Origin of the sequence: Rhodococcus sp. NPDC057014, from assembly GCF_042673295.1 — a bacterium.
Classification (GTDB): domain Bacteria; phylum Actinomycetota; class Actinomycetes; order Mycobacteriales; family Mycobacteriaceae; genus Rhodococcus_F.
Window position 1 is genome coordinate 1 of record NZ_JBHUSF010000186.1, and the last position, 17,197, is coordinate 17,197.

The window sequence follows — 17,197 nt, forward strand, 5'->3', positions numbered from 1 at the left end:
GCGGGTCGCGGGCGCCGTGGACAACCGCCGCGCCTTCGCGATTCCCGGGGTGGCGGACCGGGCGGCCGCGATCGCTCCGGGCACCGACATCGGCGTGCCGGGCGGCACCCCGTTCGTCACGTCGAACGAGGAGTTCTACCGGATCGACACCGCGCTCCGGGTGCCGCGGCTGACGACGGACGACTGGCAACTGCGCATCCACGGCATGGTGGACCGCGAACTCACCCTCTCGTGGGACGACCTGATCGCGCGCACGCCCGTCGAACGGGTGATCACGTTGACGTGCGTGTCCAACGAGGTCGGCGGAAACCTCGCGGGCAATGCCACGTGGATCGGCTACCCCATCAAGGACATCCTCGACGAGGCAGGCGTGCACCCCGACGCCGACATGCTGCTGTCCACGAGCAGCGACCACTTCACGGCGGGAACCCCGGTCGCGGCGCTGCGGGACGGACGCGACGCGATTCTCGCGGTGGCGATGAACGGTCAGCCGCTGCCGTTCGAACACGGTTACCCCGTGCGGCAGGTCGTCCCCGGTCTCTACGGCTACGTGTCGGCCACCAAATGGGTGGTGGAGTGGGAACTCACACGATTCGACAAGGCCGAGGCCTACTGGACGAAGCGCGGATGGTCCGCGGAAGGTCCGATCAAGACCGCATCCCGGATCGACGTGCCCGCCCCGTTCGCACCCACCGCGCCCGGCCCGGTACTCGTCGCCGGAACCGCGTGGGCGCAGCACCGCGGCATCGAGAAGGTGGAGATACGGGTCGACAACGGCGCATGGCAGACCGCCACCCTCGCCCCGCAGTACAGCATCGACACCTGGCGGCAGTGGACGTGGGAGTGGGAGGCCGCGTCCGGTCTGCACACACTCCAGGTGCGCGCCACCGATCTGGACGGCAACGTGCAGGTGGAGGAGCGGACGCCGCCGGTCCCGAGCGGCGCCACCGGCTGGCACACCCGGTCGTTCACCGTGGCCTGAGGCGCTGAGACGATCACGGACACTTCTCCGCCACTTCGGCGAGCGCGTCGCGGTCCGCCAGCGTCACCGGAAGCCCATACTCCACCGCCACCGACAGGTATTTGCCTGCGTAGAAGCAGTGATATGCGGGATTCGGCGGCAGCCAGTCCTGCGGGGTCTGGTCGCCCTTGTCCTGATTGTCCGCACCGTTGACGGCCAGCAGGTTGAACGTGACGTCGTTGGCGAACCGGAGCCGGCGCTCGGGCGGCCACGTCGACGCGCCCATGTCCCACGCGGCCGCCAGCGGGTAGACGTGGTCGATCTGGACGGCTTTCGCGTCCGCCCTGTCGAACGGAAGCTCCTCACCGGAGTACGGATCGGCGAGGACCCCGCTCAGCACCACGCAGTCGCGGGTGCCGTCGCGGAACACCACCGACCGGAGATCGATCGCCAGAACGTTGTTGCGGGTGTCGCACCCGTCGTGGCCGCCCACGGCGTCCTGGTCGTCGGTCCAGGCCGGTCCGAAGACGCACAGGTCCCGGCCCGAACACCCGCGCTGGTATCCGCCGGGGTGCGGGCGGGATTCGACCGTGGCGACCCGCCCGAGCAGTTCCTCGATGTGCGCGCGGGGCGGGCTGCCCGGTGCGGGGCTATCGCCCAGGTCGAGCAGCGACACCCCGCAGCCGCCGGCCGACAGGCTCACGGCCAGCCACGCCGTCACGTACAGAAGTCTCATGCGTCCCCCGGCGCTCGAAAAATCTCCCCCTACCGTCCAGGAGTATGCACCGGGCCCCCGACAGGTCAGCTGAAGGGCAGGCGCACCGCGGCGATCGACGACACGTGCATGCCGTCGTGGCCGATGACCCAGGAACCGCCGCTCTGCCGGCATTCGGCGAGCAGGTCGAGCGTGCGCAGGAGGAAGAAGATCGCCTCGCTGGCGACGGGGGTGACCGCAAGCCGGTGTGCCTCACCGTGTTTCATTCCGTCGAGCCACACACCCGACTGCCCGTCCAGGCGAATGGTGACGATGTGCGTGGCATCGACGAAGGCGTACTTCCGTTGCTCCCACGGGGTGGTGAGCGCGTACCCCTGTTCGAGAACCTGGATCAGGATGCTCATGACCGACTCCCGAGATTTTCCGGCAGCTACGTCTCTCCAGCATCTACCTCGGACCGGGTGAAAGCCAGACCCGCTCACCGAACTCGATCACGACCTTGCCGCTCGTGTGTCCGGACTCGACCGTCGCGAGCGCGTCACCGGCGTGGGCGAACGGGAACCGGTGGGCGACCCGCGGGTCGAGGGTTCCGTCGGCCACAAGCGCGGCCACCTCCGCGAACACCGCAGATGTACGGCGCCGGTCCACGCCCGAGCCGCCGAGGTCCCGTGCCGCGAGGGGGTCGCCGACGCTGATGATCGCCGCCGGATCCGTCACCACCCGCGCCGCCTCGGCCAGCGCGGCACCGCCGACGAGGTCGAAGACGGCGTCCACCGGGCCCGGCACGCGTTCGGCGAGTCCGTCCCCGGACGCCACCCACGTGGCGCCGAGCGATTCGACGACCTCCCGTTTGCCCTCGCTCGCGACCCCGATCACGGTGACGTCGCGGGCCGCGGCCAACTGCAGCGCCGCCACCCCCACGCCACCGCCCGCGCCGACGACGAGCAGTCTGCTGCCGGGCGTCAGGTCCAGGGTGGTCAGCGCGTCGTACGCGGTCCCCGCCGCGACGGGCAGGGTGGCCGCGTCGGCGAACGAGACTCCGTCGGGCTTGTGTGCCGCAGCGGCCGTGTTGACCAGGGTGTACTCGGTGTATCCACCGAATCCGGTGGCGGTCGCGCCGAACACGGCGTCGCCGACCGCGAACTCGGTCACCCGGGGTCCGACGTCGGCGACCACACCGGCGACCTCCCGGCCGAGAACCGCGGGAAGGGTGACCGGGACGGTGTCCTTCCGCGTTCCCGCCCGCACCTTCCAATCGGCGGGATTCACGCCCGCCGCGTGGACGGCGACCAGCAACTGTCCGGGGCCGGGGGAGGGGACGGGGACGTCGAAGAACTGCTGCGTCTCGGGTCCGCCGTATTCGCTGAAGCCGTATGCCATGCTCACGCCCACAGTCCTATCACGAACTCCGGGCCCGGATCCGGGCACGAAGTAGGCCCGCCGAACGGGGTCGGCGGGCCTTCTTCGTGAGAACTCAGGAGCCGAACAGGCTACCCAGGGAGCCTGTGCCTCCGCCGCCTCCGCCGCCGCCCATCAACGGTCCGAGGACCTGGATGAGCTGAACGAGAACTTGCAACATCTGTGTCGCGTCCATTGTGTGTTCCTCCGATCACTGCGATCTACGAACGGCAGCGATCCCGGTCGATACCGGCGTGGACAGCCGCCACCTCGTTCATCGGTGGAATCTCGTCGAGGGTTACAGCCGCCGAGCAGGGACTTCTCCCGCTGTCGGTTGTGCCTGATTGGATGGGTGCATGCTGCACGGCCTCTGGACACCCGGTTCGGGTCTCATGCTGTGGGTCGAGGACCGGAATCCGGCCGCCGAGGAGCCGACCGACGCGGTCGGGCGGGTGCTCGCCCGGAAGTTCCGCCATCACGTGAAGGTGCCGATGCCGACGCCGTCGGGTCCGGAGATGCTCGAGTGGGCGGCGGTCGCCCTCGCGCCGCCGGACGCGACCGACTTCCTGCTGTCGGTGTCGGCCCGCGACCCCCGGGTCGCCGGGGATCTGCGCTACCTCGCCCACGTGGCGCGCGGCGTCGAGCGCTGGGTGCGTGCGGGACGCGTGGTGCCGGAGGTGCACCGGGCGGAGGGCGGTTGGTGGCCGCGCTGGCGGCTCCTCGGCGGCGAACGGCAGCGTGCCTGGCTCACGGAACTGTCGGTCGCGATGCCTCCGGTGCAGCGCCACGGAACCACCCCGCGGGCAGTGCTCGACGACATGGTGACCGAGTTGACCGACCCCGTCGCCCGGCGGGTCCTGGGCGGCAGGCACCCGGACGATTCCGGCACTGCACCGGAACATCCGCTGATCGACGCGCTGGTTCGCGGTGAGGACTTCGCCGAGGGCACCGCCCAGCTGGCGGGTTCCCTCGACGGGTGGCGGGACAGCCTGAAGGTGGACGAACCCGAACTGGTGCTGCGACTGCTCGAGCCGGAAGACGTGGACGTGGAGGGCGATTGGGACCCGGACACGGTGTTGTGGCGGCTGCAGGTGTGCCTGCGTCCGGAAGGTGAAGCACCGGTGCCGATTCCGCTGCACCGGACGGAGGCGAGCCGCCTGCAGACCGGTGTTCGCAAACTGACCGAGGCCGTCGCCGCCTACCCGCGGCTGCAGGACGTCCCGAGCGACCCCGACAGTCTGGACCTGATGCTGCCCACCGCGGTGGTCATCGACCTCGTCGGGCACGGCGCGGTGGCGTTGAAGGAGAAGGGCATCAGCCTGCTGCTGCCGCGGGCGTGGAGTGTGGCGTCGACGTCGATGCGACTGCGGGTGAGCTCGCCCAGCACCCCGGCGAGCGCGGAGAACCGGTCCGTCGGTAAAGACCAGTTGGTGCAGTACAACTGGGAACTGGCACTCGGCGACACGGTGCTCACCGCCGCGGAGATGAACCGGTTGGTCACTGCGAAGAGCGACCTCGTGCGGCTGCGCGGTGAGTGGGTTCGGGCCGATCAGGACGTGCTCTCCCGCGCCGCGCGGTACGTCGCGGAGCGGCACGGCAGCGGCGATCGCGCCATCGTGGACCTGCTGAAAGACCTGATCGCGGACGATCTGTCCGATCTCCCCGTCGAGGAGGTCACCGCCACCGGCTGGGCGGCCGCGCTGCTCGACGGCGACATCACGCCGCAGGACGTGCCGACCCCGGACGGGTTGGACGCCACGCTGCGGCCGTACCAGAAGCGGGGGCTGGACTGGCTGGTGTTCATGAGCCGCCTCGGGCTCGGGGCGGTCCTGGCCGACGACATGGGTCTCGGCAAGACACTGCAGTTGCTCGCCCTGCTCGCACACGAGAACGCCGCAACGCCCACACTGCTGGTGTGCCCGATGTCGGTGGTCGGCAACTGGCAGCGTGAGGCGGCACGCTTCGTTCCGTCGCTGCGGGTGCTCGTCCATCACGGTCCGCAGCGGCTGAGCGGCGACGACCTCGCCGCCGCCGTGATGCAGAGCGACCTGGTGATCACCACGTACGCGCTGCTCGCCCGCGACGTCGCGCAGCTGAGGGAGCAGGACTGGCGGCGGGTGGTGCTGGACGAGGCGCAGCACATCAAGAACGCGAAGACCGGGCAGGCGCGGGCGGCCCGCAGCATTCCGGCGGAGCATCGGGTCGCGTTGACGGGCACTCCGGTCGAGAATCGGCTGGACGAACTGCGCTCGATCCTCGATTTCGCGAACTCGGGCATCCTGGGTTCGGAGGCGATGTTCCGCAAGCGTTTCGTGGTGCCGATCGAGCGGGAGCAGGACGAGACGGCCGTCGCCCGGCTCCGCGCGGTCACGTCCCCGTTCGTGCTGCGCCGCGTCAAGACCGATCCCGCTGTCATCGCCGACCTGCCGGACAAGTTCGAGATGACGGTCCGCGCCAACCTCACCGCCGAGCAGGCCGCGCTGTACCGGGCGGTGGTCGACGACATGATGGCGCAGATCAAGGACAAGAAGGGGATGAAGCGCAAGGGTGCCGTCCTCGCCGCCCTGACGAAGCTCAAGCAGGTGTGCAATCATCCGGCGCACTTCCTGCGCGACGGGTCGGCGGTGATGCGGCGCGGACAGCACCGGTCCGGCAAGCTGGGGCTCGTCGAGGACATCCTCGACTCCGTCGTCGCGGACGGTGAGAAGGCGTTGCTGTTCACCCAGTTCCGTGAATTCGGTGATCTCGTCACCCCGTATCTCGCCGAACGTTTCGGTACTCCCGTGCCGTTTCTGCACGGGGGCGTTCCGAAGCAGAAGCGCGACGACATGGTGGCCTCGTTCCAGAGCGACGACGGGCCGCCGATCATGATGCTGTCGCTGAAGGCAGGCGGAACGGGGCTGAACCTCACCGCCGCCAATCACGTCGTCCACCTCGACCGGTGGTGGAATCCGGCCGTCGAGAACCAGGCCACGGATCGGGCGTTCCGGATCGGCCAGCGGCGGGACGTGCAGGTGCGCAAGCTCGTGTGCGTCGGAACCCTGGAGGAGCGGATCGACGCGATGATCGCCACCAAACAGGAGTTGGCGGACCTCGCCGTCGGGACGGGCGAGAACTGGGTGACGGAGATGAGCACCGAACAGCTGGGCGAACTGCTGCGGCTCGGCGACGAGGCGGTGGGCGAATGACGAATCGGCGCCCCGGACCGTACTTCGGTCAGTACGGCCGGCGACGACCCGTGACGGGCGGGCTGGAGGCACGGTCCCAGCGGGGATCATTCGGCCGCACGTGGTGGGGCCGCAATTTCGTCGACATCATCGAGTTCGTCGCCGACAAGGGCCGGATGAGTCGCGGTCGGAGTTACGCGCGCAGCGGTCAGGTGATCTCGCTCGAGATCGCAGGTGGAATGGTGACGGGGGAGGTTCAGGGCAGCCAACTCCAGCCGTTCGTCGCGACCGTCTCGATCGATCGCCTCGACGAGTCGGAGATCGCCGAACTGGTCGCGGTGGTCCGCAGGCAACCGGGCAGCCTGGCGATGCTGGCGGGCGGCGGGGTTCCCGAGGCGCTCGGTCCCCTGCTGCTGCCCGCCGGGGCGTCCGCGCTGAACTACGACTGCACCTGCCCGGACGACGGGTGGCCGTGCAAGCATGCGGCGGCGGTCGCCTACCTCACCACCGAGCGCATCGACGAGAACCCGCTCGAGATCCTGACGTTGCGCGGCGTCGATCTGGACATGCTGATCGAGGGCGTCGGGGGCGACTCCTCTGACGCGGACGTCGACGACTGGTTCGGGGACGAGTCCTCGTTGCCCGGACTGCCCGACGCCGACTTCCGGGCGGCGATCGACGACCTCGACCCGCTCCTGCTGCGGAAGGCGATCCGCTCGGTCAGTGAGGACGAGCGTGCGGTGGACGCCGCGATCCGGGAGCTGAAAGCGCTGTACCAGCACCTCCGCTGACCGTGCGATGATGAATGACGCGGAAGCTCGCCTCGTTCCGCGACCGGGAGCTGGTCAGTCATGGTGACGGTCTACCTGCTCGGCGAGCAGCGCGTGTCGAACCCGGACGACGGGGCAGGCACCGTCTCGTCACGGGCGATCGCGCTGCTGGCCTATCTCGTGCTGCACGCCGGTCTCGCCCAGTCCAGGACCCGTCTCGCCGGGCTGTTCTGGCCCGAGTCGAGCGAGCAGCAGGCCCGCACCAACCTGCGGCGGGAACTGCACAACCTCCGCGGTCTCCTGGGGTCGGACGGTGCGCCGACCGCGGACGGGCCGACGCTGACGTGGACGGACTCGCCGTCGTGCCGGGTGGACGTCGACACGTTCCGCAACGAGCGGGCGGCCGCCCTCGCCGCCCTCGCCGATTCCGGCACGCAGGCATTTCTCGAACACGCGGATCGCGCGATCGACACCTATCGCGGTGACCTCATGCCCGGGGTGTACGAGGACTGGGTCCTCGACCATCGGGACGTGCTGCGCCGGGAGTGCGTCGAACTCTGCGAGGCGATGGTGCGGGTGCTGCGGGAGTCGGGTGAGGTGGAGACGGCGACGGCGTGCGCGCGACGGCGCATCCAACTCGACCCGCTGGCGGAGGCCGGGTACCGGACGCTCATGGAACTGCAGGCCGCCTCGGGTGACCGGGCGGCGGCGATGACCACGTACCACCGGTGCGCTGCGGTACTCGAGACCGAACTCGGGGTCGCGCCGGGCGCCGCGACCACCCGCTTGTTCGACAATCTGCTGGGCGAGCAACCGGCCGCGGCTCCCCGGCGCGAACGCGTTCGGACGGCGATGCCCGCACTGATCGGGCGGGAGCGCGAATGCGGGGAATTGCAGCGGCGGTGGCGGCAGGCCCTCGACGGCAGGCAGGGGCTGGTGCTCGTCTCGGGTGACGCGGGGGTCGGCAAGACCCGGTTGACCACCGAACTCGCGGAGGTCGCTCGTGCCGACGGGGCTGTGGTGGCGACGGCGCGGTGTTTCGGGCTGCCGGGCCGCGTCGCGCTCGCCCCCGTCGCCGAGTGGCTGCGCAGCCCGGAGTTGCGGTCGGCGATCGGGTCGCTGGATCCGTTGTGGAGGGTCGAGGTCGAGCGGCTGGTCCCGAGCGCCGAGTCCGCGCCGCGGCCGGCGACGTCCCGGGCGATGGTCGACGCATGGCAGAGGCACCGCTTCTTCGAGGGGACGGCGCGCGCGGTGCTCTCGCCCGGCCGGCCGGTCCTGCTCGTCCTCGACGATCTGCAGTGGTGCGACGCGGAGACGACGGCGTGGCTGGCGTTTCTGCTGACCCTCGACACCCGCCTGCGGGTACTGGTCGCGGCGACCGCCCGCACGGACGAGGCGCAGTCCCGCCGCGACGTGCGGGACGCGTTGCGGGCCCTCCGGTCGGCGCGACTGGTCACGGACGTCGAGGTGGACCCGTTGACCGCGGACGGGACCGTCGAACTGGCGAGGTCCCTCGGTGGCCGGGTGCTGGATCCTGCGGAGGAGGCGGTGCTGTACGCCGCGACCGCGGGCTACCCGCTGTACGTCGTGGAGGCCGCCAGGATGGTGCCGGGCGCGGATGCGACCGGGGGCGGCGGGGGCGCCGGCGACCTCGGCGAGGTGTTGGCCCGGCGACTCGGGCAGTGCTCGGATCCGGCCCGGGACGTCGCGGGCCTCGCCGCGGCCCTCGGCGCGGATTTCGATCTGGACCTGCTCAGCGAGGCGAGCGACCTGGACACCGATTCCCTCGTGCAGGCGGTGGACGAGTTGTGGCGGCGCAGGATCGTCCGGCCGGCGGGCACCGGGTACGACTTCGTGCACGACCTGGTCCGGGAGGCCGCGTACCGCTCGGTCGGTCCGCCGCGGCGCTGGCTCCTGCATCGGCGTCTGGCGCAGGGACTCGAACTCCTCCACACCGGCCGCACGGACGACGTGGCCGCGCAACTCGCCGAGCAGTATCGGCGCGGCGGCCGCCCCGACCGTGCCCTGCACTATCTGCAGCGCGCCGCCGAGGTAGCGGCAGGCGTGTTCGCGAACGCCGACGCCCTGCGGCTCTTCCGGGACTGCCTCGACCTTCTGGAGGCGATGCCGGTGGGCCGCAACCGGGACGCTCACGAGGTGGATGTGCGGCAGGGCATGTCGGCGCCGCTGACCACTCTGTACGGATACTCCGACCCTCAGCTCGAGCGGACGCTGGACCGCACCATGGAGTTGGGGCAGCGACTCCGCAGGCCGAAGGTGGTGCTCGGTGCGCTGATCGGATTGTTTGCGGTCCACTTCGTGCAGGGGCACACCGCGCACGCCCACGGGCTCGGCGTGCGTGCCCTCGAACTGTCCGCGGCGGATCCGGAATTCGAGGGTCAGGCGCATTTCGCGGTGGCGGGCGGCGCCCTCGGTCTCGGCAGGCCGAGGGAGGCGATCGAACATTTCGACATCGCGCAGCGATCGTTCTCGGACGACTATTCGTTCATCCTCGGAACGCGGCTCGAGGTGCATTGCCACGCGTGGGAGTCGCACGCGTACTGGATGATCGGCGACGAGCAGGCGGCCGAGCAGGCGTCCGCGGATGCCCTCGGGCTGGGCAGGGCCTGCGGCCACCCGTACAGTCTCGCGGTGGCGCTGGGGTACGCGTCGGTGCTGCATCAGGTCCGGGGCGACGACACCGCGCTGCTCGCCTCGCTGACGGAGTTGCGGCAGCTGTGCGAGCGCTACCATTTCGCCTACTACAGCCAGTGGTCGCAGATCCTCGAAGGCCGGCTTGTCGGTGGCGAACCGGGAATCGCGAAGATCCACGACGGGCTTGCCGCGTTGCGACGGCAGCGGGCGTTCGCGCGGATGCCGTACTGGCTCTCGTTGCTGGCGGAGGTCCAGATCGACGCCGGGTCGGTGGACGCCGCCCGCGCGACTCTCGATGCCGCTCTGATCGCCGCCGAGCAACACGACGACCGGTGGTGGTTGCCGCAAGTCCTGCGACTTCGTGCGGACGTCGGACCGTTCGCGGGCGGGGTTTCGGCGCGAACGGTGCGCGAACGCCCGATTCCTACGGTGTGAATTACCAGGCACTGCCCGTTCCGGGGCCGCCGATCCGAGGAGAAGGTCATGAGCACCACCACCAGTTCGACACCGACGACGACACCGCCTTTCACGGAACTGGCCGCGTCTCTGCGCGGAGAGTTGATCACGCCCGGCGACGCCGGCTACGACGACGCGCGGGCCGTGTACAACGCCATGATCGACCGTCGTCCCGCGGCCATCGCGCGCTGCGCCAACGCAGCGGACGTCGTCGCGTGCGTGCGGTTCGCGCGGGAGCAGCACGTCGAGCTCGCGGTTCGCGGAGGCGGACACAACGCGGGAGGCCTCGGCGTGTGGGACGACGCCCTCGTGATCGATCTGTCGGGGATGCGCGGGACCACGGTCTCGCCCGCCGACCGGACCGTCCGGGTCGACGGTGGGTGCACCTGGAGCGACGTCGACCATGCCACCGTGCCGTTCGGCATGGCCACCCCGTCCGGGTTCATCGCCTCCACCGGTGTCGGCGGTCTGACGCTCGGCGGCGGGATCGGCTACCTGACGCGCCGTTTCGGTCTCACGGTGGACAACCTGCTCTCCGCCGACGTCGTCCTCGCCGACGGCACCCTGGTGACGGCGAGCGAGCGCTCGCATCCGGACCTGTTCTGGGCGCTGCGGGGCGGCGGCGGGAACTTCGGTGTGGTCACGTCGTTCCAGTTCGCGTGTCACGAGATCGGCGACCACGGAAATGTCGTCGGCGGGCCGGTGCTGTACGACCTGGAGGACACCCCCGACGTGATGCGGTGGTACCGCGAACTCCTGCCGTCGCTGCCCGAGGAACTCAACGGCTGGATCGGTCTGCTGACCATTCCTCCGGCGCCGCCGTTCCCCGAGGAACTGTGGGGCCGCAAGGCGTGCGGCATCATCTGGTGCTACACCGGCGATCCGGGCAAGGCGGACGCGGTGCTCGAACCGATCCGCGAATTCGGTAATCCACTGCTGGTGGGGGTCGGCGAAATGCCTTTCACGGCATTGCAATCGGCCTTCGACGCACTGTACCCGGCGGGATTGCAGTGGTACTGGCGCGCAGACTTCGTCCGGGAGATCTCCGACGAGGCCGTCGACATCCACCTGGAGTTCGGTCGTCGGCTGCCCACCGGCCATTCGACGATGCACATGTATCCGATCGACGGCGCGGCGACGCGGGTGGCCGAGGACGGCACGGCGTTCGCGTACCGGGACGGCGGCTGGGCGGGCGTGATCGTCGGGGTCGACCCGGATCCGGCGAACGCCGAGGTCATCACGGACTGGGCCAAGCAGTACTGGGAGGCCCTCCACCCGACGACCGCGGGCGGGGCGTACGTCAACTTCATGATGTCCGAGGGCGAGGACCGGGTGCGTGCCTCCTACCTCGGCAATTACGACCGGTTGGCGCAGGTGAAGGCGAAGTACGATCCGGACAACCTCTTCCATGTGAATCAGAACATCCGTCCCGCGGCCCGGTCGGAGCAGTAGGCTGGGCGACCTCCCGACCGAGAGGATCGACCGTCATCAGTACCTCCGGAAACGACCTGCCCGCGTTCACGTACCCGGAGGTGGGTGCGAGCCGCGACGTTCCGTTCCCGGCGGGATACCACCATCTGCGTGAGCAGAAGGTGATCGGTGACGGGGCAGACGCATTCGAGGCGGCCGCAAGCCTCCTGTGTGCCTGGGGGATGCACCGCGGCGCGGGGCTCGAGGTGCGGGCCGAGGCCCCGACCGCAGTGCCCGGCTCGTCGGTCGAACTGCGCTGGGGCGTCGGTCCGTTCCGACTGAGGTTCTCCTGCAGGGTCGTCTACGTGCTCGACGATCCGCAGCGCAAGGGCTTCGCGTACGGCACGTTGCCGGGGCATCCCGAGCGCGGTGAGGAGAGCTTCGTCGTCGAACAGCTGCCGGACGGCACCGTCGTCGCGACCGTGTCGGCGTTCTCGAAACCGGGGCGGTGGTTCACGCGGCTCGGCGGGCCCGCGGGCCGGGTCGTGCAGAGGGCGATGACGCGCAAGTATCTGGAGGCGCTCGCCGAGGCCGCACGGTAGGCCGGAGCGTCCGGATCACGTATTCTCGTGGTTGGACCGGACCGGACGGGACCTTTGCAGTCCGACTGCCTGATCCGATGTGTCCCACCCCTGACAGAGCTGGAGCCGCCGGCATGATGCCCGTACATCTACGCGACAGCGTGATCCCGAAGCACGAGCAACTCCGTGCCATCCTGCTGCACAAGTGCACCAAGGAACTTCAGCCCGGCGACCTGATGACCAGTGAACGAAAACTGATGCAGGACTACGGCGTCAGTCGCATCACCGTTCGCGAGGCGATCGGGCAGCTCGTCAACGAGGGCCACCTGGTCCGGGTGCGCGGCAAGGGCACGTTCGTGGCGCATCGTCCGGTGCAGTCGAAACTCCACCTGGCCTCGTTCACGGAGGAGATGCGGGCGCAGGGCCACAAGCCGACGACGGTCGTGCTGCAGAGCGAGGAGGACGCTGCACCCGAGGCCACCGCGAAGGCGCTGCGGATCGCACCGGGCACCAGTGCCTACCACGTCAAACGGCTGCGGCTGGCCGACGGCGAACCGGTCAGCGTCGACGACGGCTGGTTCAACGCCGCACTGCTTCCCGGCCTGCTGGACCTCGACCTTACCGGCTCGATCTACCGGGCCACCGCCGACCGGTACGGCATGCCGATCGACCGGGCCGAGCAGACCGTGAGCGCCGATGGGGCGAGCCAGGAGATCGCGACCCTGCTCGGCATCAAGAAGGGCGCCCCGGTGATGTACTTCGACCGGGTGTCCTTCAGCGGCCCCACACCGGTCGAGCACACCCGCAGCTGGTACCGGTCCGATCGCTACCAACTGCAGATGGAAGTTCAGGGGGAGCGGACTCAGCGCAGCGTCTGAGCCCGGCCGCCCTCTGCTTCTACGACGCCGTCCAGTCGAACAGGGCGTCGCCGGTGGTCACGTCGGCTCCGATGGTGTCGGTGGACACCGAGTCCGGCGTGGAATCCATCACCACGATCGGGCAGACGGCGGAGTACCCGGTGCCGTCGATCTCGGTCGGATCGAACCGCACCACGGGGTCGCCGGCGTCGACCTCGTCGCCCTCCGCCGCGAGCAGGGTGAACCCCTCGCCCTGCAGCTTCACGGTGTCGATTCCCAGGTGCACCAGCACGCCGCCGCCCGCCGAGCCCAGGATGACGAACGCGTGCGGATGCAGCTTGAGGATCTTGCCCGAGATCGGCGCGCGCACGTCGAGGGCGCCACGGTCGCGTGCCGGTTCGATCGCGACTCCGGAACCCACCATCTGTCCGGCGAACACGGGGTCGGGCACGTCGGCCAGGGCGAGCACCCGGCCGGGCAGCGGTGCCTGCACGGACAGGCTCACAGGATGTCCTCGATGTCCTCGGCCAGGGTGTCCGCCTCGGGGCCGACGATGACCTGGACGACGCTGCCCGCTTTCAACACCCCGTGGGCGCCTGCGGCCTTGAGCGCGGCCTCGTCGACCTTGGCGCCGTCCTTGACCTCGGTGCGCAGCCGGGTGATGCAGGCCTCGATCTCGACGATGTTGTCGGCACCGCCGAGGCCGCTGATGATTGCGTCCGCTTTGGACATCGGTTCTCCCTCGTAGTTCGTGTGTGCGCTGCAGATGATGGTGAGGAATGAGTTAGCTGGATCACATTTGCCTGTTGACATCCTGTGCTCACCTGGTCAAACTAGCAACTGGTTATGACCGGACAGTACCCGTTGGGGGTGCTGGTCCACAATAGTTTTCCCGAAGCCGTACGACGCGCTCGCCGCCACCGGTTTCGGGACTCACCAGACGCCGATTCGGCGACCGACGCGCACAGAGAAGGCCGATATGACTGTCGTAGACAGCCCGAAAAAGGAATCAGCGGTGTTTGCCGGGTTGCAGCGCCTCGGGCGCAGCCTGATGCTGCCGATCGCGGTACTACCCGCGGCCGGCATCCTGCTGCGACTCGGCCAGGACGACCTCCTCGGCCGGTTCGACTCGATGCACACCGCCGCGTCCGTCATCTCCGCGGCAGGCCAGGCCGTGTTCACCTGGCTGCCCCTCATCTTCGCGGTGGGCATCGCCATCGGCTGGGCCAAGAAGGCGGACGGGTCCACCGCCCTGGCCGCGGTGGTCGGATACATGGTCGTCAACGGCGTGTTCGAGGCCATGTCGCCGGTCGTTCTCGAAGGCAAGACCGACCCGAACGGCGACCAGGCGCTGATCAACTACGGTGTTCTCGCGGGCATCGTGATGGGTCTGCTGTCCGCCATTCTGTGGCAGCGGTTCTACCGCACCAAACTGCCCGACTACCTCGGATTCTTCAACGGGCGCAGGCTCGTTCCCATCCTCACTGCCGTCACCGGTCTCGTCGTCGGCGTGCTCATGGCATTCCTGTACCCGGCGTTCAACTCCGCCCTGACATGGGTGGGTGAGACGGTCGCCGAGAACTCGGTGATCGGTGGCGGCGTCTACGGCATGGCCAACCGCCTGCTCATCCCGACCGGACTGCACCACATCCTGAACTCCACCGTGTGGTTCCTCGTCGGCGACTACCAGAACGCGAGCGGAGAACTCGTCCGCGGCGACCTCAACCGGTTCTTCGCCGGCGACCCGAGCGCCGGCATCTTCATGACCGGCTTCTTCCCGATCATGATGTTCGCGCTTCCCGCTGCCGCACTGGCGATCTGGCGCAACGCCCGGCCCTCGCAGAAGAAGGTCGTGGGCGGCATCATGCTGTCCACCGCGCTGACGGCGTTCCTTACCGGGATCACCGAGCCCCTCGAATTCGCGTTCATGTTCGTCGCCTGGCCGCTGTACCTGATTCACGCGTTCCTCACCGGCACCTCGATGGCGCTCGTCAACGCACTCGGCATCCACGACGGATTCACGTTCTCCGCAGGCTTCTTCGACTACGTCCTCAACTTCGGCAAGGCCACCAACGCGTGGATGCTGATCCCCATCGGGCTCGGGTACGCGGTGATCTATTACGTCCTGTTCAGCTTCGTCATCAAGAAATGGAACCTGCGCACTCCCGGCCGGGAGGACGACGCGGACACCAACACCGACACCGACACGGAAAAGGCAGGTCAGTGAGCATGGCTTCACGAACGGTCCTCATCGGTTCGAAGGTGGGCCTGCACGCCCGCCCCGCCGCGAAATTCACCCAGGCCGCCGCGGCCGTGCCGGTCCCGGTGCAGATCGCCGTCGGCGAGTCGGCGCCGGTGGACGCGGGCAGCATGCTCGCGGTCATGACCCTCGGCGCCGCATTCGGTACCGAGGTGACGATCACCGCAGAAGGAGAGGGCAGCGAGGAGGCCCTCGACCGCCTCGCCGACCTGCTCGCCTCCGACCTCGACGCCGCCTGATGCCGACGACCACGGAACAGACAGTGCACGGACTCGGGGTGAGTCCGGGCCTGGTCTGCGCGCCCTGGCTCGCGTTCGGAACGCCGGTCGAGACGTCCGCCGACGACCCTGTCGGCGAATCGGTCCCAGCGGAGATCGCCCGGGTGCGGGACGCCCTCGCGACGGTATCCGGCGACCTCGAGGCCCGCGCCGCGCAGGTGGACGGTGTCGCGTCCGAGATCCTGCTCGTGTCGGCGGCGATGGCCCGCGACCCGGGAATCGTGTCCGCCGCCGAGGAGAACCTTCGCGGCGGCATGCCGACGGCGCACGCCGTGAGCGTCGCGTTCGAGGGCTACTGCGTCACACTCGAGGCACTCGGCGGGTACATGGCCGAGCGCGTCGCGGACCTGCGCGACCTCGGACATCGTGCGGTCGCGGTGCTGTCGGGAGTGCCGATGCCCGGAATCCCCGACCCCGGATACCCGTTCGTTCTCGTCGCCCGGGACCTGTCGCCCGCGGACACCGCGATGCTCGGCGGCAGCGACGTGGTGGGCCTGCTCACCGCGGAGGGCGGGCCCACGAGTCACACTTCGATACTGGCGAAATCGCTCGGCCTGCCCGCAATCGTGAACTGCGCCGACCTCGACCGATTGATCGAGGGGAGACCGGTGGTGCTCGACGGCACCACGGGCGAGGTCGTCGTCGACCCCGGCGAACGTCGGCAGTCGGAGGTGTCGACGCGGATCGCCGAGGCCCGGGCGCGGGTCGCGGCCACGAGTGGGCCGGGCCGCACCCGGGACGGCGCATCCGTCGGGCTGCTCGTCAATATCGGCACCGTCGACGACGCCGTGCGCGCCGCCGCCGCGGATTCGGAGGGCGTCGGACTGTTCCGCACCGAGTTCCTCTACCTCGGCAGGCAGAGCGCGCCCACCCTCGACGAGCAGATCGCCACGTACACCTCCGTGCTGGAGCGGTTCGCCGGACGGAAGGTGGTGGTCCGGACACTCGATTCCGGATCCGACAAACCACTGCCGTTCCTCGACCTGGGCACCGAGGAGAACCCGGCACTCGGTGTCCGGGGACTGCGGGTCGGCTCCGTCTTCCCGGACGTCCTGGCCACCCAACTGGAAGCGCTCGGCGTGGCGGCCTCCGCCACCGGTGCGGACCTGTGGGTGATGGCCCCGATGGTCGCCACTGCGGGAGAGGCGGAGGGATTCGCCGCACTCGCCCGGTCCCGCGGCATCGCGAAGATCGGGGCGATGATCGAGATCCCCTCGGCGGCACTGCGCGCCCGCGACCTGCTCGAACACCTCGATTTCGTCAGCATCGGAACCAACGACCTGAGCCAGTACACCTGCGCCGCCGACCGGATGGCCGGTGGCCTCGCCGCACTGCTCGACCCGTGGCAGCCCGCGGTCCTGGACCTCATCGGCCTGGTCGGTGCGGCCGGAGCCGAGGCGGGCACACCTGTCGGCGTCTGCGGTGAGGCCGCGTCCGATCCCGCGCTGGCGCTGGTGCTCGTCGGGCTGGGGATCACCAGCCTGTCCATGGTGGCGCCCTCGCTGGGCGGCGTCCGGGCACGCCTCGCCGCCACCGACCTCGACCGGTGCCGGGAGATGGCCCTCGCCGCGCGCAGCGCACAGTCCCCGCAGGCCGCACGGTCGGCCGTCGCGGCTCTCGCGCCCGGGGCACCCCGATGATCCTGCGGGGCAGGGCCGTGGGGGGGGGGGGGGGGCGGCCCCCCCGCCC

Annotated in this window: 15 protein-coding genes; 10 read left to right on the forward strand and 5 right to left on the reverse strand. The window is 69.7% G+C overall.

Translation table 11 applies throughout. The annotated features are described in order from the left end of the window. The coding region (locus ACFTZB_RS28745) for a molybdopterin-dependent oxidoreductase (RefSeq protein WP_378436483.1) at positions 1 to 982 on the forward strand (982 nt) is incomplete at its 5' end. A 13-nt stretch (positions 983 to 995) separates the two neighbouring features. Here the strand turns inward: ACFTZB_RS28745 and ACFTZB_RS28750 are convergent. The 3 genes from ACFTZB_RS28750 to ACFTZB_RS28760 form a co-directional block, all read right to left on the reverse strand. Then, positions 996 to 1,697: an HNH endonuclease family protein gene (locus ACFTZB_RS28750; RefSeq protein ID WP_378436485.1), complete on the reverse strand. Its 702-nt coding sequence runs from the start codon at positions 1,695 to 1,697 to the stop codon at positions 996 to 998. 65 nt (positions 1,698 to 1,762) lie between these two features. Further along, the gene (locus ACFTZB_RS28755) at positions 1,763 to 2,080 is read right to left on the reverse strand and encodes a hypothetical protein (protein ID WP_087558530.1); all 318 of its coding nucleotides are present in this window, start codon (positions 2,078 to 2,080) and stop codon (positions 1,763 to 1,765) included. Positions 2,081 to 2,123: 43 nt separating this feature from the next. Beyond that, a complete protein-coding gene (locus tag ACFTZB_RS28760; RefSeq protein ID WP_378436504.1) occupies positions 2,124 to 3,056 on the reverse strand; it encodes an NADP-dependent oxidoreductase in 933 nt (310 codons plus the stop codon). Positions 3,057 to 3,430: 374 nt separating this feature from the next. Here ACFTZB_RS28760 and ACFTZB_RS28765 point away from each other — a divergent pair, with 374 nt between their 5' ends. The 6 genes from ACFTZB_RS28765 (at position 3,431) to ACFTZB_RS28790 (ending at position 12,991) form a co-directional block, all read left to right on the forward strand. Further along, positions 3,431 to 6,262 carry a DEAD/DEAH box helicase gene (locus ACFTZB_RS28765; RefSeq protein WP_378436488.1) on the forward strand — a complete coding sequence of 944 codons (2,832 nt, stop codon included), beginning with the start codon at positions 3,431 to 3,433 and terminating at the stop codon, positions 6,260 to 6,262. Then, entirely contained in the window at positions 6,259 to 7,032 is a 774-nt protein-coding gene (locus ACFTZB_RS28770) for an SWIM zinc finger family protein (RefSeq protein ID WP_378436490.1), read from the forward strand. Before ACFTZB_RS28765 ends, ACFTZB_RS28770 begins: the two co-directional genes overlap by 4 nt. A gap of 60 nt (positions 7,033 to 7,092) precedes the next feature. After that, complete coding sequence (locus tag ACFTZB_RS28775) at positions 7,093 to 10,101, forward strand: ATP-binding protein (protein WP_378436492.1); 3,009 nt, start codon at positions 7,093 to 7,095, stop codon at positions 10,099 to 10,101. A gap of 48 nt (positions 10,102 to 10,149) precedes the next feature. After that, complete coding sequence (locus ACFTZB_RS28780; protein ID WP_276139907.1) at positions 10,150 to 11,574, forward strand: FAD-binding oxidoreductase; 1,425 nt, start codon at positions 10,150 to 10,152, stop codon at positions 11,572 to 11,574. An 80-nt stretch (positions 11,575 to 11,654) separates the two neighbouring features. Further along, positions 11,655 to 12,134, forward strand: coding sequence for a DUF1990 family protein (locus tag ACFTZB_RS28785; RefSeq protein ID WP_378436494.1), 480 nt, complete (start codon positions 11,655 to 11,657; stop codon positions 12,132 to 12,134). Between the two features lie 113 nt (positions 12,135 to 12,247). Next, positions 12,248 to 12,991, forward strand: coding sequence for a GntR family transcriptional regulator (locus ACFTZB_RS28790; RefSeq protein ID WP_378436496.1), 744 nt, complete (start codon positions 12,248 to 12,250; stop codon positions 12,989 to 12,991). Positions 12,992 to 13,010: 19 nt separating this feature from the next. Here ACFTZB_RS28790 and ACFTZB_RS28795 read toward each other — a convergent pair whose 3' ends face one another. After that, the gene (locus ACFTZB_RS28795) at positions 13,011 to 13,475 is read right to left on the reverse strand and encodes a PTS glucose transporter subunit IIA (protein ID WP_378436498.1); all 465 of its coding nucleotides are present in this window, start codon (positions 13,473 to 13,475) and stop codon (positions 13,011 to 13,013) included. Beyond that, positions 13,472 to 13,702, reverse strand: a complete 231-nt coding sequence (locus tag ACFTZB_RS28800) for a glucose PTS transporter subunit EIIB (RefSeq protein WP_005563039.1) — start codon at positions 13,700 to 13,702, stop codon at positions 13,472 to 13,474. Before ACFTZB_RS28800 ends, ACFTZB_RS28795 begins: the two co-directional genes overlap by 4 nt. 247 nt (positions 13,703 to 13,949) lie before the next feature. Here ACFTZB_RS28800 and ACFTZB_RS28805 point away from each other — a divergent pair, with 247 nt between their 5' ends. From ACFTZB_RS28805 to ptsP, 3 genes are read left to right on the forward strand one after another with little or no spacing between them, the layout of a single operon-like run. Next, positions 13,950 to 15,197: a PTS transporter subunit EIIC gene (locus tag ACFTZB_RS28805; protein WP_276139904.1), complete on the forward strand. Its 1,248-nt coding sequence runs from the start codon at positions 13,950 to 13,952 to the stop codon at positions 15,195 to 15,197. 2 nt (positions 15,198 to 15,199) lie between these two features. Next, the gene (locus tag ACFTZB_RS28810) at positions 15,200 to 15,469 is read left to right on the forward strand and encodes an HPr family phosphocarrier protein (RefSeq protein ID WP_072946005.1); all 270 of its coding nucleotides are present in this window, start codon (positions 15,200 to 15,202) and stop codon (positions 15,467 to 15,469) included. Then, entirely contained in the window at positions 15,469 to 17,148 is a 1,680-nt protein-coding gene (gene ptsP / locus ACFTZB_RS28815; protein ID WP_378436502.1) for a phosphoenolpyruvate--protein phosphotransferase, read from the forward strand. The genes ACFTZB_RS28810 and ptsP overlap by 1 nt, the downstream gene beginning before the upstream one ends. Positions 17,149 to 17,197 lie beyond the last annotated feature (49 nt).

Excerpts from the sequence above, each read along its gene's own strand:
- ACFTZB_RS28790 (WP_378436496.1), top strand. The coding sequence starts at position 12,248 with ATGATGCCCGTACATCTACGCGACAGCGTGATCCCGAAGCACGAGCAA.
- ACFTZB_RS28770 (WP_378436490.1), top strand. The coding sequence starts at position 6,259 with ATGACGAATCGGCGCCCCGGACCGTACTTCGGTCAGTACGGCCGGCGA.
- ACFTZB_RS28760 (WP_378436504.1), bottom strand. The coding sequence starts at position 3,056 with ATGGCATACGGCTTCAGCGAATACGGCGGACCCGAGACGCAGCAGTTC.
- ACFTZB_RS28805 (WP_276139904.1), top strand. The coding sequence starts at position 13,950 with ATGACTGTCGTAGACAGCCCGAAAAAGGAATCAGCGGTGTTTGCCGGG.
- ACFTZB_RS28780 (WP_276139907.1), top strand. The coding sequence starts at position 10,150 with ATGAGCACCACCACCAGTTCGACACCGACGACGACACCGCCTTTCACG.
- ACFTZB_RS28765 (WP_378436488.1), top strand. The coding sequence starts at position 3,431 with ATGCTGCACGGCCTCTGGACACCCGGTTCGGGTCTCATGCTGTGGGTC.
- ACFTZB_RS28750 (WP_378436485.1), bottom strand. The coding sequence starts at position 1,697 with ATGAGACTTCTGTACGTGACGGCGTGGCTGGCCGTGAGCCTGTCGGCC.
- ptsP (WP_378436502.1), top strand. The coding sequence starts at position 15,469 with ATGCCGACGACCACGGAACAGACAGTGCACGGACTCGGGGTGAGTCCG.
- ACFTZB_RS28800 (WP_005563039.1), bottom strand. The coding sequence starts at position 13,702 with ATGTCCAAAGCGGACGCAATCATCAGCGGCCTCGGCGGTGCCGACAAC.
- ACFTZB_RS28755 (WP_087558530.1), bottom strand. The coding sequence starts at position 2,080 with ATGAGCATCCTGATCCAGGTTCTCGAACAGGGGTACGCGCTCACCACC.
- ACFTZB_RS28810 (WP_072946005.1), top strand. The coding sequence starts at position 15,200 with ATGGCTTCACGAACGGTCCTCATCGGTTCGAAGGTGGGCCTGCACGCC.
- ACFTZB_RS28775 (WP_378436492.1), top strand. The coding sequence starts at position 7,093 with ATGGTGACGGTCTACCTGCTCGGCGAGCAGCGCGTGTCGAACCCGGAC.